Raw genomic sequence first — 18,820 nt, 5'->3', positions numbered from 1 at the left:
GTAAACCGGACACAGACGTTTATGTATTAGATACCTTAGGTGAGTTAAAAGCACATTATTGCGCATCTGATCTTGCGTTTATCGGGGGTAGCTTACAACCTATTGGTGGACATAATGTTTTAGAAGCAGCGGCGGCTGAATGCCCCATTATCTTTGGTCCTTACATGCATAATTTTCAAGAAATTGCTGATGCATTTATTAGTCAAAAAGCTGCCTTGTTATGTCCTACGCCTAATGAGCTCGCTGACACTGTACATCTGCTTTATCAACACCCAGAACAACGTGAGCAGCTAGCCAAACACGCAAAAACTTTAGTGCAAAACAGTCAAGGTGTTGTGGCTAGAGTGTATGAATTGCTGAAACCCTATTTAGGCGAGCCAGTCGGATTCTGACAAGGCTATAACGTCAAACAGTTAAACTCGCGTCATCGTTCGGTCTAAGGCTAAAGTCTTACAGCTCACTGTAAGGTGCTTTACGCGTACCTTATTATTGATTTTATTGCGATTTTTTTAATGGTACGCACAGCGAACCCACTCAAAAAAACCGATAACTTAGCCATTCAGTATATATACCGCTGCCCATTAACAAAACTAAGCAGCGGTTTTAAACAGTTAACGCAAGGCTTGATAATACTGCGCTAATGCTTTTATCTCTTCATCAGTGAGTTGTTCAGCAATTAAGCGCATTCGTGCATAAATATCATTATGTCTAGCTCCTGTTTTATAGGCTGTTAATGCATCAACTAAATAACCAGCTTGTTGGCCTTTTAAGGCAGGAATATCGATTTTTTCACCTTGGCCATCGCTGCCGTGACATACCGAACAAGGCGGGATAATGCGTTTGCCATCACCTTCTGTTACTAGGTTATAGGCTTTATCAGAGCCTTGTCCAGACGGCGAGGGTGCCGGTAACGTGCTAAACCATAAGGCCAAATCAGCGGCATCTTGTTCAGTTAAATTTTTGGCAATGCCGGTCATGGTTGCATTGTCTTTATCGTCATTGGCATAATCGCGTAATTGCTTAAATGTGTACGTCGCTAATTGTCCAGCGAGTGCTGGGATAGCCGGTATCACATCACCATCACGATTTTCCTCTGGACTGCCTTGACCTTTATCGCCATGACAACTAGTGCAGTTTGCTGCTAAGGTTTTGCCTTTATCAGCATTGGCGTGTTTAAGCTTAGCTAATAACTCAGGTGTCCAGGCTACTTGCGACGTCGGCTTAGCAAAACTCACATTGGCAGCCAGCAACAGGCTTAGTAATAATAGTGCCTTTATCATTGTTAATACCCCCACGCGCTAGAACCAAAAGTTTGCATAAAGAAAAACTGCAGAATGGGTACGCCAAAACTAATCGCCATTAACACAGCAATCACCTTATTCCATAAGCCAAAATCATTTAAAAACTCAGGCAATTGCTTAACTGGATGAATTGGCTCGGCATATTCAATTTGCGCAGTAAAGGCTTCTGCGGCCGGTTGCATCTGAGTTTTGACTAAGTTATAAACAAATAAACCAGCCGAACCCAATAATACCAAGCCACCAAAAATCATTGCTAATTCATAAGGTTTCCAGGCCAATGTGAGCAAAATTGTTATAGACCACCGTTGAAATCCGGCGTGGCTGACCTAACAAACCCAATACATGCCAAGGGGTGGTTAAAATCACCATACCGATAAACCATGCCCATAATTGACATAACGCCATCGTATTAGAAAACAACGGCTTGCCGGTTAGCATCGGCCATAGATAATAAGCCATTGCTAAATACATAATAATCGTCGTACCACCAAAAATAAGATGGAAATGACCTGAAACCCATGCTGTGTTATGCACCATCGCATTCATCGCATAGCTAGCGTTTACTAAACCGCCAAAGCCACCAAAAATAAGCATTAACAAGCTTAAAATCACCGCCAAAATCATAGGATTTGTCCAAGGCAAGGTTAATATCCAACCGAATAAGCCTTGACCACCGCGTAACCGTCCTGCAATTTCCAGCGAAGCAATCACCGTAAACCCGGTAACCAACGTCGGTAACGCTACGACAAAAGTACCTATACCGTGTAACAGCTTCCAGCCTTGACCTTGCTCAGGGTCCATATACAAGTGATGAAAACCAATAGGTAACGCAAATACGACTAACACAATAACAGAGGCTCTAGCGACTTCATCGCTAAACAAATAGCCACCGGCTTGTTTAGGGACTAACACATAAAACGCCGTATAAACCGGCAATAACCAGAAATACACGATAGGGTGTAAGGTCCAGGCGAATAAGGTGCGTGCCAGTCCGGCATCGATGGTATCAATCCAACCTAACGCCAATGGCAATAACTGAAATAACACCTCTAAGGCAACGCCGGCACTAGTCCAAAGCCACAACAATGCATTCGCTGTTGTGGCAAACATCGCTAATGGGATAGGTTGACCAGGATTGGCTTTTTTCCACTGGGCAAACATAACCACCATAATTACGCACCATAGCCATGAGCCGACCACTAATAACGTTGCGCCTAGGTAAAATGATGCATGGGCAATAATCGGAGGATAAAATGTATACAACACCGAGGCTTTACCTAACAGTAACGGTACTGCCGCTAAAACAACGCCTGTCAGCGCAACGGCAAAACCAAGCCATGCCAGTTTAGGTTGCCATAATGGCTGATTAAGACTGGTTACGGCAAAATAATAGCCAAAACCCATAATGCCAAATGTGGTTAAAACAAACGCCATTAACACACCATGCGTACTGACTGAAGCAAAATAAACCGGGGCGGAATTTAACGCCTCAATAAAACCACTGCGCTCTAAGACTTGATATTCGCCTAAAACACAGGCTAGCGCAAACGCAGCAAACGCAACCCATAAGTGGGCTAAGACGAGTTTTTTAGTTGCTTGCTCAATCATAATGCTTCTCCTTGACTGGTTTTAGCGGTCGGTGCTTGCCAATCCTCTTTCGCAATAACAGCAATATTGCTCCACATGTGGTTATGGCCTAAGCCACAATATTCGTTACATAACAAAGGATAATCACCCGGCTTTGGAAATGTCGTCGTAATTTCAGCAACATAACCGGGAACAATCATCGTGCTCATATTCGTCATCGGAATATGCACACCATGCAATACATCCATACTCACCCAGCGAAAGGTAATTTTAGTTTCAGCAGGTACTTCGATATGTTTGGGGAAAAACGAGTAGCGCCCAGCAACCATGCGCACAATGACATCGCCTTTTTCGTTAACAGAAACACCTAATTTATCTTCGGCAAACTCTTCGCTTAGATGCAAGCGTGCAGAATCAATGGTTTCAACTTTGCTAGGTGGGTTAATGCCATGAAAAAAAGCGTCTAGTGTGATAATCGCGACCAATAAACCAATCGCCGCGAGCGATAACGTAATCCATTTTTGTTCTAAAGACTCAATATGCAAAGCGCGTAACTGAGCAATAAAATCTTTAAGTTTGGCTTGATAATGTTCAAGATTGACATTCATAGGCTACCCCCTAGCAAAAATACGCCGTAATACAGAAACAGCCAGGCAAGCACCATAACGCCTATGACTACCGACATCAACGCGAAAGTGCCTATTGGCGGGCTTTCGAGGATGCGCTTGCGTTCTTCTTCACTCATTTGTTCCATAACCACCCCACATATTATTGTTAGACAAGGTATTTCTAGGAATGCGGATAAAACAGCCGTCAGAACTCACAACGAAGACTGTTCTGCCGATTCTAAAGTACGTTTAACATAGTGACTGTTTAGGCGATTTCCAAGAATGAATCTACCCAAATCATGCAGGATTTTTGCGTCTTTTCAAGGCGTAAAAAACAGGCGCATAGCGGGCTATGCAACTGTTTTTACAACGCAGAAAAAGGGGCAAAAAGACCAGTGAGTTGGGTAGATTCTTCGCCGGAAATCGCCTCAATACCATTAGTAATGGCAAGGAAATTATAGAGGTAAAACAGCTATTATCCGAACTGTTTGTATCTGACGGGTGCACTGCCCACAGTTAAGCATTTAAGTAACCGTTTTTTCGGAGTGCAAGGCTAGCCTTGCATTGATTTAAGCACTGCACAAAGCGAGCTTTGTACTCCAAATTAGTTAACTTAATGGCAGGGAGCTGACGGGTGACAATAGTTGACTCTCACATTTTGTTATCAAGGAGGCGATACTTTTTTAAAATGGCTAAAGCCGGAGGTGTAAATATTTCTTACATTCAACTTGACGTTTACGAATTAGATAAATACTTAATCAAAGCCTTATGCTTGTTTCAGGTGCTGATTTATCCGTACCGTGTAAATCTGTAGCAGCTACTAGACAAGAATGACGGCAACAAGCTTGTTGCCGTCAACTAACAGCTATCGACTAGTTGCCAGCAGCTTTTAACATATGAGCAAAGCTGTTACCGTTAACTTGGCAAGTTTTAGTCACTTTCTTAACACAAGTAGGTGGTACAACGTTTTCTAAGTCGAATAACCAAACCGCATCACCAAAGCCAGTGGGGGCAATCGCTAAATCTGTACTTGATGGATGTTGCACAGATACAACGAATTGCGTTGGTTTTGCCGGGTTGAAAATCATACCCGTCGCTTCTGAGCCGTTAACTTGAATGCTCATGAAATGGTCTATAGATTCGGCTGTGCCATCGTTATTGACGTCGCGAATAAACCAAATATCGCCGCCAACGGTTGAGCTGTTAGGTGCGTCTTCGATGATATAGATATTGCCTAACGCGTCTTGCGCTAAGTTATCAGGTGAGTTTAACACTGCAGTCGTTGCAGGATAATTTAAGTTTTTAGGTGTGTTAGTGTTATTAGCAAATATGCGTACCGTTGCTTTACTATCGTCTAAGATTTCAACCGCATAAATAGCTGCTTCAGAAGTCATTGCGATATATAGCACTTCATTACCGTTAGCTAATTTAGCCACTTCCATATCTTCTGGACGACCAAATGGTGTTGCACCGACTTCATCAGCGGCTGCGCGACCACCTAAAGCGTTAGTTAAATCAACGCGTGGGTCGGTTTCAGGCTCGCCATTTTTGAACGCTGATACTGTTGTAACAGGATTGCCATCGGCATCGGTTAACGCAACCCACGTTGCAGCACCTGTGCGCGGCGCACTGGCGTTAGAGGCGTCATTCCATAAATCAGAAGCTACACCGTTAAACGCATCAACTTTTAATACAAACGTTTGACCTTTAGTGTAATCGCCCGGTGTGGTCATGACGAATTTGTAAATAGAACCTGAGTTCCATTCGTCGATGTAGTAAATCACGTTGTTGTATTTTTCACTGAAGTTAATACCTTCGTGCGAAACATTGGCAATGCTTTCTAACTCGCGTTTTTGAATATCAGCCGGTTTAGCAAATGGGTTTAACACTTCGATAACACGACCTTGCCCCGCCCATTCTTCAGCAACGATAACGGTACCGTTTGGTGTAAAACGCGCTGGGTCGAATGCGCCGTAGTCGTTGGTCCAATCGCCTTCCGCACCTTTTTGGTCACCAGCGAATAACAAGGCTGTTTTTTTGGTTTTGAAGTCATAACGGCTTAAGCCAGCGCCGAATGGGGTTTCATGAGGTAAAAATAAGAATCTGCCATCATCGCTAAATGCAGACATGTCTAACATTGATGAGCTAGTACCTGCTGGAACGCGTAAGATAGATTGGTTAGTGTCGGCTTCAACTTTCGATAAGCTTAACAAGTTAGTTTGGCTAACACCTGCTGGGACTTGCAAAGGTGTGTTTAACTCATTGATATGATTAGCAGTTGAAGCAACTGCTGTTGATTGCGTTAATGGGTTAAAGAATACGTTAGTACCTGCTAGCGCTGATTGCGACAGGGCGAATACCACAGCGCCTGTTAACAAAGAGTAAATTGGCTTGCTCATAGTTCTCTCTCATCATGGGTTTAAATGTTATGCGGTTTAGTCGTAGCCCGCTTTAATGGGCTGGAATAACCGTTAACTATTATCACAAGCGAATGTTAAGAATATGCTACAGTGATAATATAACATATTGATTATGTTGCAATATTGTTACAAAAAGTGTGGGTATTGATATAAAACAATCAGTTGAAATTGCTTGCGTAACCAGAAGGTGTCAAACAAATTGCTGTCAGATGACTGCACTCAGCATCAAGTCAAGCGCACGATTAAGGTAAGGCTTAAGTCATAAAAAAGTCATATTCAGCGCGTAACCTCATCGAGTTTGAATGATAGTTATTTTTATTTACCCGCCAGGAGTTGAATATGCCGCGCCGTTTTTGCTGCGTTATGTTATTGATGTGTATCAGTGCCTTAGTATACGCAGACAGCACCGCCCAAACCCCAGCCAAAACAACCGAACTGCTTTATTTAAAGATTTTACAAGGGTTACAACAAAAACCCGGCGTTCTGCCTACGTTACCCGATGTTCCTAATCCTTATGGCGCACTGTATAACCCAGAAGCGATTATTCCTCCGCAGTGTTACACGCGCACTGAAGGTGAGCGTAATCCTTGTTATGTTTGCCATCAAAACGCCGTTAAAGGCCGTGAAAACACCATGAACGATGGCGATTTGCAAGCTGAATACAGCTTTAGCGATATTGGTTTTACTAACCATTGGCAGAATTTATTTGAAGATCGTAGCGCTAAAGTCGCAGCGATTAGTGATGACGCTATTTTAAAATGGGTTAATGAAGACAATTATTCAGCGTTAGCGAGTCGGTTGCGAACAGCAAAATTCAAAGGCTGGATACCGGATTTAGCTCATCTTGAACAAGGCCAAGCGGCTTTCGATGCGGACGGTTTTGCCAAAGACGGCAGTCATTGGGTGGCGTTTAATTACAAGCCGCTACCAAGTACGTTTTGGCCGACCAATGGCTCTACTGACGATGTCATGATACGTTTGCCCGAAGCATTTAGAACGAATAGCAAAGGCCAGTATTCAGCCGATGTTTACAAAGCTAACTTGGCGATTTTAGAAGCCAAAATTAAAGGATTAAACAGTATTTCGTCATTAAGCATTGATGAAAAAGCCGTCGGTCAAGACTTAAATGGCGACAACCTATTGACCACTGCCAATCAGATTAGCAAGTTAGAGCATTATGTGGGTGCGGCGGAAAAAGAATTTATCGACACGTTTTTATATCCAGAGCATACCGAGTTTTTGCATACTGTTCGTTACCTGGGTATTAACGATGACGGTCAAATCACGTTATCTAAGCGCATGAAAGAAGTGCGTTATATGCGTAAGTGGAAAGCATATCGAAAAATCATGTATCGCCGTTTTTACCAAGAAGAAGGTTTTGAAAAAGACGCAGGTAACTTACCCGGTTATACTGATTTAGGTCAGCGTGGTTTAGATAACGGCATGGGTTGGGCGGTGCAAGGCTTTATCGAAGATAAAAACGGACATTTGCGCGCCAGTACGTTTGAAGAAAACATGTTTTGCATGGGGTGCCATAACTCGATAGGCTCGACCATTGATAAAACCTTTAGCTTTCCGCGTAAAGTCGATGGTGCTAAAGGGTGGACTTATATTAATTTAAAAGGTATGCCGGATGCGCCTAATCAAGGTGAAACTGAGGGCGAAATTTTAACTTATTTTAAACGCGTAGGTGGCGGCGACGAGTTTCGCAGCAACACCGAGATGAAACAGCGTTGGTTTAATGCTGATGGCACGGTTAACCAGGCCAAAGTCAAAGCGGCTAAGGATTTATACGAGTTATTAACCCCTTCAAAAGAGCGGGCATTATTGCTTAATAAAGCCTATCGGACGATTGTTGACGAGCAAGATTTTATTTATGGTCGTGATGCTACCGTTACACCACCTAAAAACGTATACGACAAAATCGACAGCAAAACCGCACCGACCTTACCTAACGAACGTATTTATCCTTGGGACATCCGTTTGGATTGGCAAGCTAGCGATTTAAAATAAGGTTTAGTGGTAATCATGGAGTCCAAAACATGTTTTGGACTCCAGCTATTGGTTTAATTTTGGTATTACCACGTGCATCTACACGATTGCTAACCTATCTCAGGCGGCCAATTATGCGTTTCGCTTTGGCAATGTTGACACCAGGCATATAACGCGTCATACATGATTAAGCCGTGGCTTAGCATTTCAAGATCGTCGGCGAAACGCCGGGACAAACCTAATGATAATGCGTACAAACCGGCTGATTGTGGAGTTAGCTCCAGTCTTGAGGTATCAGCCCCGCGTACAATGAGTGCTAATTGTTTGAGCGCCGGGTCGGTTAACTGGTACTTGGTTAAAAACGCGTCAAAGCTACATAATTCGCCAACATGGCTCAGTTCTACATCGGGAATATCATACGGTATAGCATTAAGCTGTTGAGCTTGGCTTAATACCTGCTCGGTAGGTACATATAAAAATTCAGGGCTAGCGTCGATAAAGCGCGCGATAAGCCACGGACACGCAATGCGGTCTATTTTAGGACGCTCACGGGTAATCCATTTCATCGCGCACCGCCTGCTAGCCAGACTTCGCGCATTTTTAGCGCTTTGTCTAAACGGGTTGATACCGTATCCCAATGAATATTAAGCCAAAATGCATCAATATACTGAGCTGCGCCAGCACCATAATCCATTTGATACGAATGTTCATACATATCCATCACCAATAACGGCAAGGTAGCGCTAGGGGCGTGTAAATGATCCCATTGCCAATAATTTTCTAGCAAACCGCTATGTAGGTTATAACCTAACACCACCCAGCCAGAGCCACCGCCTAAACCTGCACCCATGCGTTTAAATTCTTGCTCCCAGGTCGCTAGTGAGCCAAATGCGTCAGTCAATGCTTTTTGTAATGCGGTATCAGCCTTGCCGTGACCGCCTAAATTGCCAAAATATAACTCGTGTAATACGACTGACCCCGTACGCATTAAATGCTCGCGCTTAAGGTCGTTATAAATAAACGCGGGTAAATTAGCATCTTGTTGCATCGCTAATAATTTCTGTTTAACCGTGTTTAATGCTTTTACCGAACCGCCATAATTGTTTTCCCAGTGCGATAAAATGAGTTTTTCTGATAAACCGTCTAGCTTGCTAGGGTTAAACGGTAGCGCTTGGCGTTCGTGAATAGAGCTAAAGGCTGAAGGCTGTGTTGACATAAGTGTTCCTGTCGAAGTAAGGGCGTTAGTGTCTGTGGCAAAAGCGGCTAAAGCTAATGCACCAGACGTTGTAGTCAAAAATTCTCGTCGGTCTATGGTCGTCATGGTTTCCTCTCAGAAGGTTAAAGGGGGCAGCAAGGCATACAGCTCGAGTAGCCAAGGTTTAAGGCTGGTTAGCAACAACCCCGCCAGTGCCGCGCCGGTAATCACTGGAATGACGCCTATTTTGAAACGGAATAATGCCAATAACGCAAACGCGCAGATGATTAACGCTAAGAAGTCGACATGACCTTGCCAACCGCTAGGCCAAAACACATGCCAGGCAAAAAATAACGCCAGATTGACGATTACGCCGACGACTGCGGCCGTGATACCGGTTAATGGGGCGGTAAACGATAAATTGCCATGCGTGGATTCGACTAACGGGCCGCCTGCTAAAATAAACACGAAGCTAGGTAAGAACGTGAAATAAGTGACTAACACAGCGGCAACAACACCGGCCATGACTAATTGGTCTGCGCCGAACAATGCTTGCGCCCAACCAGCGACAAAGCCGACAAAGGTCACTACCATGATTAATGGGCCAGGTGTGGTTTCGCCTAAGGCTAAGCCGTCTATCATTTGCTGGGGTTGTAACCAGTGGTAATGCTCGATGACGCCTTGATACACATAAGGCAATACGGCATAGGCGCCACCAAAGGTTAATAACGCAGCTTTAGTGAAAAACCAACCCATTTGTGTTAAGGCATGAGACCATCCGTAATGCCAGATTAGCCCTGCCATCGGTATCGCCCATAACAATAAGCCTAAGGTTGCAATGCCCAACAGACTTGACCAACGAAACCGTGTGTGGTCTAACTGAGTGTCATCGCCAATAACAGCAGCGCCAAATGAGTGTGCCGCTTTGCCATGACCGCCACCGGCTTTAAATTTCTCGGGTGCAACGCGTCCACCGATGAAGCCAATTAACGCCGCTATGGCGACAATGGCTGGAAACGGCGCGTCAAAGGCAAAAATAGCGATAAAAGCACTAATCGCAATGCCCCACAGCCAGCTATTTTTTAAACGTTCTACCGCCTATTCTATGAGCCGCTTGCAACACGATAGCGGTTACAGCCGGTTTAATGCCATAAAACAAGCCGACGACAATAAAGGTATCGCCAAAGCTCAAATAAATCCATGATAACGTCATTAAAATAAACAACGACGGCAGTACGAATAAAGTGCCAGCGACAATACCGCCTAGGCTTTTATGCAATAACCAACCGACATAAATAGCGAGTTGTTGGGCTTCTGGGCCGGGTAGCAACATGCAGTAATTTAACGCATGTAAAAAACGCCGTTCGGAAATCCAATGGCGCTTTTCCACTAATTCTTGATGCATAATCGCAATTTGTCCCGCTGGACCACCAAAGCTAATAAAGCCTAGTTTTAACCAAAACAAAAAGGCTTGCCAAAAACTAATCGATTCAGGCAAATGGTTATTGTTAGGTGTTGACTTAACAGACGTCGTCATAAATCCTCTCCACTAGAAAAACTGCTTAATAAACTGTCAAATATCGCGCTCGCGGCAGTAAGCAACTGTTCGTCATTGCTGATGTTAGCTTTTAGTCCTGCTAACACACATTCAACGCCTGAGGCCTCTAAAGGTTGTACACCGCCAACATCCAAAAAATGTACTAAGGCGCCTAAGCGTTTTAGCGCAGGTTGTTCTAAGCTGAAACTAGCCAGCATGACTTCAAACGTGACGCTACCCGCACAATGGCTAAATCTAGCACCATCAAAATCAAATCCTATGGCGTTATTAGGACAATCTGCCGGTGACGCTAACCATAAAAACCGCGCGTTACCATCAATAAAACGACGAATCAGCCAGGCACAAGCCAACCTATCAACCCAAGGACGGCTGCGCGTCGCCCAAATCTGGTTTTGAAAGTCCGCTGGGTTAAGCGTGGTGATAGTCATTTCAATGCTGTGCGGTTCGTCAGGTGACTGTATTCTTGCTAGCTTCGCGTCAAGTTGATTAAGCGCTTGCTCTGTTTGTCGTTGCGCTTCACCGGGGAAAAAATCAACTTGGCATAACTGGGTAAAAGCCTTGCGTAGTTTACGTGCTTGTTTAAGCGCATCGTTTGCAGTCTCGAAGGCCGCGCTGTTATGCAGCGTATGAATGCTGGCGAGTAACTCGGCAAAGGCTTGCTGTCTATCAAATAAGCCGATAAACCGATTATCATCCGGCTCTTCTATGCGCATCAGTTCGGCTTGGCCTTGATAAGTGCGCACTTGCTCTACAATCGTGGCTAAAGCGTCACGACATTCAGGGCGTTCTGGTAATAAATAAACGCCATCGCGTAACACGGCCGAGCCTGAGTTTTTTAGCGAACGCCATACGCGCATACGCATACTGGCATTCTCCGTTGGCAAGCTTAAAATGAGTAAAAGCCAATAATTCATGTTATATATGCTACTAAAAAGTAGAGCTTATAACATAAAATTTATTGTTTTTCGAGGCTAAGATTTCTTCTACCTTGCCCTACAATGACTACTTTTAAAGTAAGCCGCTATGTGGAGGAGTTGAGACTACTGTTAATCAGTTGACTTTGATGAAAAATTAGAATTTGTGATAATCGTATCGTCGTATCGTTCCCACGCTCCGGCGTGGGAACGCAGCTCGCGACGCTCCAGCGTCGCGTGGTGAAGGGCCGCTGGAGCGGCCAAGGCGGCATTCCCACGCCGGAGCGTGGGAACGATTAAATCTTGTGTTGCTGTAGGGTGCGCTGTGCGCACCTTTTTCATTGAGGAGTGTAGGTGTATGCGCAGTTTATGCTAGCGCCCAACGTTATGTTGGACGCCAATCAAAAACTTCACATCAAACCGTCTGTGCGAGTAGTCCTACTAATATCTGATAATAAATTTCTTCTAACGGTATTAAATCAGCGACGGCAATATGTTCATTCACTTTATGTATAGTCGCGTTTAATGGCCCTAGCTCTATGACTTCAGCACCGGTTGGGGCTATAAAGCGCCCATCCGAAGTGCCGCCGCCGGTATCTTCAATGGCTTTTTGACCGGTGACGGCTTTGAGTGCGGCTTGGGTTGCGCTGATTAACTGGCCTGGTTGAGTTAAAAACGGTTGGCCAGATAAAACGCCATGTAAGTTCATAGTTTAAATTAAACGGCGCCAGCAGTTGTTCGGTGCGTTGCTGTATCTGCTCAGCTGTTAATTCAGTGCAAAAACGTAAATTAAATTGCGCTTCTAACTGGCCTGGGATGATGTTTTCAGCACCGGTTCCGGCCTGGATATTGGATATTTGTAAGCGTGTAGGCGGAAAAAACTCGTTGCCGTTATCCCATACTTCATTAGTTAACGCGGCTAACGCGGGTAGCGCTTTGTGGATAGGGTTATCGGCTAATTCTGGGTAAGCGACATGGCCTTGTATGCCTTTAATGGTGAGTTTAGCGCATAAGGAGCCACGTCTACCTACGCGTATTACATCACCCAGGGTTTTATCGCTAGACGGTTCGCCAACTAAACACCAGGTAATTTTCTCACCGCGTTGCTCTAAGACCTCGACCATTTTGACGACGCCATGGGTAGCAGCGCCTTCTTCATCGCTGGTGAGCATGATAGCAATAGAGCCTTGATGCTCTGGATAATCGGCAATAAAACGTTCTGTTGCAACAGTGAACGCGGCAATACTGGCTTTCATATCGGCAACGCCGCGTGCGTATAACAGACCGTCTTTGAAAGTGGGTTGGAACGGTGGCGATTGCCAACGCGAAACATCACCTACCGGTACGACATCGGTATGACCTAAAAAAGTCAGCAGCGGCGTTGATTGTCCGCGTCTAAACCAGCAGTTGCGTGTATCGGCGAAATTCATCCATTCCAAATTAAAGCCTAAAGGTTTAAGTCGTTCGGCGATGACATCTTGGCAACCGGCATCATCAGGCGTGACCGATGGCCGTTTGAGTAAATCGAGTAGGAGTTCCAGGGTATGGCTCATGCGTTGTTTTCGTTGGGTTCGGCTAAAGAGACAGCGTGTTGGTAACCGCCTTGTTTGGCATTAAATCCGACGATAATACGGCCATCCAAGTCAAGCACCGGTCGTTTGATTAACGTTGGCGTGGCAAGTATTAAGGCATGGGCTTTAGCTTCGTCGGTGCTCGCGTGCTTGTCTGCGTCGCTAAGCTGTTTGAAGCTGGTGCTACTACGGTTTAATAAGACCTCTAAACCGACTTGCTTTAGCCAGGCGCTGAGCAATTCAGGGTTAAGTCCATCGCTGCGAAAATCATGAAAACGATAGTCTATGTGATGGTCAGTTAACCATTGCCTGGCTTTTTTGACGGTGTCGCAGTTTTTAATGCCATATAAGACGATTGCCATGCGGTTATAACTCGCTGGTTAATAGCTCGTCTAATGAAGGCAGATTTTTATCAGCTTTGCGGCGTTGTTTATAGACTTCAACGAACTCCATAAACGCTTGCTCTAAATCATCGAGTAAGTCTTGCTCTTCAGCTTTGTCTTCTCTAGGCATGTCGTCTGAAGCTAAATATTCGCGTTGTAAAGCAACTTCGCTATTTAACGCCATAATTGCATAAATCATTGCATTGTTTGAGATGTTTTCAGTCATAGTCTTTTTGTTGTTAAGGGTTAACGATTGGGTAAATGCCAAGCGGCTTGGTCATGAGACGATTCTAAAGCTTTTTCTTGTGAATCGGGTAGCTCAGCAAAAAAATCTAAGCCCGTTTGTGCTTCGACGTCATCGATAGTTGTGACGAATTGGCTTAACGGCTCTTTGCCTGATACAGTTTGCGGGGCAATAAATGCTAGCGCGTGATGACGGCCTGAGTTAGATTCTGTCAGATAGACCTTATAAAAAGCATCGGGGACTTCGACCCGCCAATCCGAGCTTAAACGCTCAACACTGCCTTTGAAAATAGGGCCGGTAATCACCCAGACTTTACCATAGTGTTTAGTAAACTCGTCGATTTCTAAGGCTTCTAAGCGTTGCCACCATTTTTGGTTGAGGTTAGGCTTTTGCGGCGTGATGTTAGTCATTAAAAAACTGTCTTCTTGTCCCTGACGACCATATAAATGGCTAATCGCATAATTAGGTGCCATGTGACCACGGTCATAACCACTACGGCTATAGCTTTCATGGTCTAGTCGATTCAGACTGCGCCAGTCCAATTCAAAGCGGCTAGGTCTTTTCAAATCCGGTGCGTTGGCTTCGGGCTGGGTTAAGGCGTATTCCACCCATAACGGGTTGCCACGCCAGTCCGAGTAGCCAACAATAAAGCCATGATTGCGCAATACGCGAAAAAACGTGTTGATATGCGGTTTCAACGCATGGGGTTCGCCTTGATACAACATCTGTGGGCGCGCCACATAGTATTCATACGCGTATACCCCGCCTCCTAATACGGCAATAAGCAGTGCTGAGGAGGGATTTTTTAGCGCTAAGCGTAATAGCATTAGCGCCAGTTTTAATAGGTAGTTATTGGATTTAGCCAAGTGACTGCCGTTAATCGCGGAGTAATTCGTTAATACCGGTTTTACTGCGGGTTTTTTCGTCCACTTGCTTAATAATGACCGCGCAATACAAGCTGTATTTACCATCAGCAGATGGTAAGTTGCCGGAAACGACGACTGAGCCTGCTGGAATGCGGCCATAAGTAATTTCACCGGTTAAGCGGTTGTAAATTTTGGTGCTTTGACCAATATAAACGCCCATAGAGATAACGCAACCATCTTCAACGATAACGCCTTCGACAATTTCTGAGCGCGCGCCAATAAAGCAATTATCGCCAATAATCGTTGGATTCGCTTGTAAGGGCTCTAAAAACGCCACCAATACCGACACCACCCGATAAATGGACGTTTTTACCGATTTGTGCGCATGAGCCTACCGTAACCCAGGTATCAACCATGGTGCCGCTATCGACGAAAGCTCCGATATTGACATACGACGGCATTAAAATAGCACCTGGCGCGATATAAGAGCCATGACGTGCGACCGCATTTGGTACAACACGGACACCCGCTTTGGCAAAGTCTTCTTCGCTGTAATGTGCGAATTTACATTCCACTTTATCGTAATAACGGGTATTGCCGCCGTCTTGTAAGCGGTTGTCGTTAATTCTAAACGATAATAACACGGCTTTTTTTAGCCATTGATGGGTAACCCAATCGCCGTCAATTTTTTCAGCGACTCTTAACTGACCGCTATCTAATAACTTCAACACGTCAGTGACGGCTGAACGCAATTCTGGCGAGGCATTGCTAGGGTTTATATCGGCACGTTGTTCAAAAGCCTGGGTAATAATAGATTCAAGTTCTGTCATGAGTGTTATGTATTTTATAGTGTGAAGAAATCAATGCGCGAGTGTTGAGTCAATCATAAACTCGCGAGAAAGTTTTTTAAGCGATGCGCAAATTTTATACATTCATCCAGCGGTGGCACTAATGCGATGCGCACATAATTTTGCCCTGGATTGACGCCTTGGTTGTCGCGTGATAAGTAGCTGCCTGGCAAGACCGTCACGTTTTCATGTGCGTATAAGTTACGGGCAAATTCGGTATCGCTTATTGGGGTGGCCAGCCATAAATAAAAGCTAGCGGGTGGTTGCTCAAGTTCGCATACGCCAGATAACAGCGTCAACACCGCATTAAATTTTTCCCGGTATAACTGGCGATTTTCGCTGACGTGATGCTCGTCTTGCCAGGCGGCGATGCTGGCGTGTTGCGTTGGCAATGGCATCGCACAACCATGGTAGGTTCGGTAACGATAATAATCGTGTAGTAATTCGGCATCACCGGCAACAAAGCCCGAACGCAAACCTGGTGCATTTGAGCGTTTAGATAAGCTATGAAACACAATACAGCGTTTGTAATCGGTATTACCTGCTGCATAAGCAGCATTTAATAAGCTTACAGGTGGCTTGGCTTCATCGTAATACAGCTCGCTATAACACTCGTCGGCGGCGATGATAAAGTCGTAGCGTTCGGCGAGTGTCAGCGCGTATTGTAACTGTTCAAGGCTTAAAACGGCACCGCTAGGATTGCCAGGCGAGCATAGGTAAAGTAATTGGCAACGCTGCCAAACTGCTTCCGGTACGCTATCCAGCTCTGGTAAAAATCCAGTTTGCGCCGTGGTATTGAGAAAATACGGTTCTGCACCGGCTAATAAGGCCGCGCCTTCGTAGATTTGATAAAACGGGTTAGGCATCACGACTAGCGGTTTAGTAGCGGTCTGGGTATTGAGCACACATTGAGCGATAGAAAATAACGCTTCACGCGTACCACTAACCGGTAAAATTTGCGTATCGGGATTTAATTCGGGCAACTGAAAGCGTTTAGCAAGCCAAGTTGAAATGGCTAGGCGCAGTTCTAAAATACCTTTGCTAGTTGGATAAGCGCCTAAACCGTCAAGTTGTTCAATCAACGCATGGCGGACAAATATCGGAGTTGCATGAGCCGGTTCGCCTATCGATAAGTTGATATGCGCTTTATCAATGGGCGGTTTAATGCCTTGTTTAAGCTGAGCCAGTTTTTCAAAGGGGTAAGAATGTAAGTGTGCTAAATGAGGATTCATCGGATTTCCTTGCTGGTCTGAAACCTCCCCTTTCAAGGGAATTTTTGTAGTTTGACAGCGATACTCGCGTATCGTTATCCTCCGCAGTAACCTCCTCGTTTACGGGGAGGGATAATCCACCGACCTCTATCCGTCGGCGGGCGTCACTCGACGGATGAGGTTGAGTGTGGATTGAAACATGCGTGACTACAGCGGTTATTGGCAATGCGGGCGTCTTCCGGTGGCTTGCGCCTGTTGATAAGTGGCTACAGCGCTAGCCATATGTTGTTGTAAATCTTGCATACGCGTGGTGTCAGACGGATGGGTGGACATGAATTCTACGGTTTGTTGTCCGCCAGAAGCTTGTGCCATTTTTTGCCATAAAGCTACGCTCTGCCTTGGGTCAAAGCCCGCTTTAGCCATTAGGTTTTGCCCAATCTCGTCTGCTTCGCTTTCTTGCGTGCGGCTAAAGGGCAGTAATACGCCGTATTGTGCACCTAAGCCCAATAAGCCCATCATCGCATTGCTTTCGACCATGCCGCTTTGTTGGGCAATACTCATGCCTTGTTGCACTGCGAGTTGTTGCGATGCGCGTTCATTGCTATGTTTGGCTAACACATGACCGACTTCATGGCCAATCACGGCGGCTAATTGGTCTTGATTGCCATTAATCAATTGAATTAAGCCCGTGTGTACGCCAATTTTATTGCCGGGTAGCGCAAACGCGTTATAGGTTTTATCTTGGAAAACCACGACTTCCCACCGGCCACCGCCAACTTGCTGCGTAATCGCGCTGGCTACGCAATGCGTTAAACGGTTGTAAGCGGCATTTCGGCTAATCGGTGTTTTTTGTTTTAATTGGCTAAACGCTTTTAAACCCATTTGATTGACTTGGGTATCTGGCATCATCACGAGCTGAGTACGGCCTGTTGGACTGGTGGTACAGGCGGATAACAGCATAGCCGTGAGTGCTATGTAAATACTATTTTTTGCCATCATGCGGAAAATCTTTACAGGTTGGAGAACTCATTTGCTAAAGTTTAAATGAGTTGGGATTTTGATACTATAGTTTTATGCGGGTTAGCTTGATTCAACGTACTTAATAACAATAACTGACACAGGTTTGATGCCATGAGTTCTTTCTCCATTCGCCAAATGAGCCGTTCTGATCTTGATATAGCCATTGCTTGGGCTCAACAAGAGGGGTGGCGACCAGGTGTCTTTGATGCCGACCATTATTATCCTACCGATACAACGGGTTTTTTTCTGGGGGTTTTAGGCGATGAGCCTATTGCTTGTATCTCAGCGGTTAAATACGACGATAGTTTTGGTTTTATCGGCTTTTATATTGTTAAGCCTGAATATCGTCATCAAGGCTATGGCATACAATTATGGCGTCAAGCGATGAGTTATTTGGCGGGTTGTAATATTGGACTCGATGGTGTGGTGGCAGAGCAAGCCAATTATCAAAAGTCTGGCTTTGTTACAGCATACCGTAATTTGCGTTATCAAGGCATTAATCATTCAAATACGGCACCAGCAGAGATTAGTGCGCTAATGCCTTTAACTGATGTGCCTTTCGATGTGTTACAGACTTATGACTGTTTGCATTTTCCAGCTTCTAGACCTACTTTTTTAGCCTCGTGGCGACAACAGCGCGAAGGTGCGGGCTTGGCTTGCTATGACGGTGTAACGTTAACGGGGTATGGTGTGATTCGTGTTTGTGATGGCGGTTATCGGGTAGGGCCTTTATTCGCGGATGGGGTTGAGCAAGCGCAAACGCTATTAGCGGGGTTATTAGTACAGATTCCAGAGGGCGCGGCATTTTTTATCGATATGCCAGAACCTAATACAGACGCCTTAGCGTTGGTTAATGCGTGGGAGATGCAACCGGTGTTTGAAACAGCGCGTATGTATACGCAGCATAATCCAGCAGTAGCGATAGCACAAATTTTTTGCCGTGACAACATTAGAATTAGGATAACGATATGAACGTATTTCGGATTATTGCTGTGCTTGCTGTGTTAATAAGCAGCGCTTGCGTGAATCAACCTGCGATGCAACAAGCGTCATTGCAACCGCGTAAGTCTGTTGCTCATCACGCTAACTATGATGCTTCGCC

Annotated in this window: 17 protein-coding genes and 3 pseudogenes; 3 read left to right on the top strand and 17 right to left on the bottom strand. The window is 45.1% G+C overall.

Annotated elements, in window-relative coordinates:
* A partial coding sequence (locus VZ94_RS16670) for a 3-deoxy-D-manno-octulosonic acid transferase (RefSeq protein WP_045780084.1) occupies window positions 1–392 on the top strand: 392 nt, incomplete at its 5' end.
* Between the two features lie 219 nt (window positions 393–611).
* Here the strand turns inward: VZ94_RS16670 and VZ94_RS16665 are convergent.
* The 5 genes and pseudogenes from VZ94_RS16665 to VZ94_RS16645 form a co-directional block, all read right to left on the bottom strand.
* The gene (locus tag VZ94_RS16665; RefSeq protein WP_045780083.1) at window positions 612–1,280 is read right to left on the bottom strand and encodes a c-type cytochrome; all 669 of its coding nucleotides are present in this window, start codon (window positions 1,278–1,280) and stop codon (window positions 612–614) included.
* 2 nt (window positions 1,281–1,282) lie between these two features.
* Window positions 1,283–2,909, bottom strand: a pseudogene (locus VZ94_RS16660) (cbb3-type cytochrome c oxidase subunit I).
* Window positions 2,906–3,496, bottom strand: a complete 591-nt coding sequence (locus VZ94_RS16655) for a cupredoxin domain-containing protein (protein ID WP_082081757.1) — start codon at window positions 3,494–3,496, stop codon at window positions 2,906–2,908. Before VZ94_RS16655 ends, VZ94_RS16660 begins: the two are co-directional and overlap by 4 nt.
* The gene (locus VZ94_RS26530; protein WP_045780082.1) at window positions 3,493–3,642 is read right to left on the bottom strand and encodes a hypothetical protein; all 150 of its coding nucleotides are present in this window, start codon (window positions 3,640–3,642) and stop codon (window positions 3,493–3,495) included. Before VZ94_RS26530 ends, VZ94_RS16655 begins: the two co-directional genes overlap by 4 nt.
* 726 nt (window positions 3,643–4,368) lie before the next feature.
* Window positions 4,369–5,895, bottom strand: coding sequence for an alkaline phosphatase PhoX (locus VZ94_RS16645; RefSeq protein WP_052700664.1), 1,527 nt, complete (start codon window positions 5,893–5,895; stop codon window positions 4,369–4,371).
* Between the two features lie 360 nt (window positions 5,896–6,255).
* On the opposite strand from VZ94_RS16645, the gene VZ94_RS16640 reads away from it, so the two are divergent.
* Window positions 6,256–7,929 (top strand): Aq_1262 family (lipo)protein, encoded by a 1,674-nt coding sequence (locus tag VZ94_RS16640; protein ID WP_052700663.1) that lies wholly within the window; start codon window positions 6,256–6,258, stop codon window positions 7,927–7,929.
* Window positions 7,930–8,018: 89 nt separating this feature from the next.
* On the opposite strand, the gene VZ94_RS16635 is transcribed toward VZ94_RS16640, so the two are convergent.
* From VZ94_RS16635 to VZ94_RS16585, 12 genes and pseudogenes are all read right to left on the bottom strand, one after another.
* The gene (locus tag VZ94_RS16635; protein WP_045780081.1) at window positions 8,019–8,474 is read right to left on the bottom strand and encodes a chromate resistance protein ChrB domain-containing protein; all 456 of its coding nucleotides are present in this window, start codon (window positions 8,472–8,474) and stop codon (window positions 8,019–8,021) included.
* Window positions 8,471–9,229 carry a superoxide dismutase gene (locus tag VZ94_RS16630; RefSeq protein WP_045780080.1) on the bottom strand — a complete coding sequence of 253 codons (759 nt, stop codon included), beginning with the start codon at window positions 9,227–9,229 and terminating at the stop codon, window positions 8,471–8,473. Before VZ94_RS16630 ends, VZ94_RS16635 begins: the two co-directional genes overlap by 4 nt.
* 9 nt (window positions 9,230–9,238) lie before the next feature.
* Window positions 9,239–9,949, bottom strand: a complete 711-nt coding sequence (locus VZ94_RS33340) for a chromate transporter (RefSeq protein WP_439097748.1) — start codon at window positions 9,947–9,949, stop codon at window positions 9,239–9,241.
* Between the two features lie 229 nt (window positions 9,950–10,178).
* Entirely contained in the window at window positions 10,179–10,640 is a 462-nt protein-coding gene (locus VZ94_RS33335; RefSeq protein ID WP_439097747.1) for a chromate transporter, read from the bottom strand.
* Window positions 10,637–11,575: a chromate resistance protein ChrB domain-containing protein gene (locus VZ94_RS16620; RefSeq protein ID WP_045780079.1), complete on the bottom strand. Its 939-nt coding sequence runs from the start codon at window positions 11,573–11,575 to the stop codon at window positions 10,637–10,639. Before VZ94_RS16620 ends, VZ94_RS33335 begins: the two co-directional genes overlap by 4 nt.
* 415 nt (window positions 11,576–11,990) lie before the next feature.
* Window positions 11,991–13,128, bottom strand: a pseudogene (gene dapE, locus VZ94_RS16615) (succinyl-diaminopimelate desuccinylase).
* Window positions 13,125–13,508 (bottom strand): ArsC family reductase, encoded by a 384-nt coding sequence (locus VZ94_RS16610; protein WP_045780078.1) that lies wholly within the window; start codon window positions 13,506–13,508, stop codon window positions 13,125–13,127. Before VZ94_RS16610 ends, dapE begins: the two are co-directional and overlap by 4 nt.
* Window positions 13,509–13,512: 4 nt before the next feature.
* On the bottom strand, window positions 13,513–13,755 hold the full coding sequence (locus VZ94_RS16605; RefSeq protein ID WP_045780077.1) for a hypothetical protein: 243 nt from the start codon (window positions 13,753–13,755) through the stop codon (window positions 13,513–13,515).
* A 20-nt stretch (window positions 13,756–13,775) separates the two neighbouring features.
* On the bottom strand, window positions 13,776–14,639 hold the full coding sequence (locus tag VZ94_RS16600; protein ID WP_239650021.1) for a DNA/RNA non-specific endonuclease: 864 nt from the start codon (window positions 14,637–14,639) through the stop codon (window positions 13,776–13,778).
* A 10-nt stretch (window positions 14,640–14,649) separates the two neighbouring features.
* Window positions 14,650–15,469 (bottom strand): annotated as a pseudogene (gene dapD, locus VZ94_RS16595) (2,3,4,5-tetrahydropyridine-2,6-dicarboxylate N-succinyltransferase).
* Window positions 15,470–15,522: 53 nt separating this feature from the next.
* Window positions 15,523–16,719 carry a succinyldiaminopimelate transaminase gene (dapC, locus tag VZ94_RS16590; RefSeq protein ID WP_045780076.1) on the bottom strand — a complete coding sequence of 399 codons (1,197 nt, stop codon included), beginning with the start codon at window positions 16,717–16,719 and terminating at the stop codon, window positions 15,523–15,525.
* A gap of 195 nt (window positions 16,720–16,914) precedes the next feature.
* On the bottom strand, window positions 16,915–17,697 hold the full coding sequence (locus VZ94_RS16585; RefSeq protein ID WP_500684259.1) for a M48 family metallopeptidase: 783 nt from the start codon (window positions 17,695–17,697) through the stop codon (window positions 16,915–16,917).
* 132 nt (window positions 17,698–17,829) lie between these two features.
* Here VZ94_RS16585 and VZ94_RS16580 point away from each other — a divergent pair, with 132 nt between their 5' ends.
* Complete coding sequence (locus tag VZ94_RS16580) at window positions 17,830–18,690, top strand: GNAT family N-acetyltransferase (RefSeq protein ID WP_045780074.1); 861 nt, start codon at window positions 17,830–17,832, stop codon at window positions 18,688–18,690.
* Window positions 18,691–18,820: the final 130 nt, after the last annotated feature.

Origin of the sequence: Methylocucumis oryzae (assembly GCF_000963695.1) — a bacterium.
Lineage (GTDB): Bacteria > Pseudomonadota > Gammaproteobacteria > Methylococcales > Methylomonadaceae > Methylovulum > Methylovulum oryzae.
The sequence above is the reverse complement of the archived record's forward strand: the minus strand, read 5'-3'. Positions and strand labels throughout refer to the sequence as shown.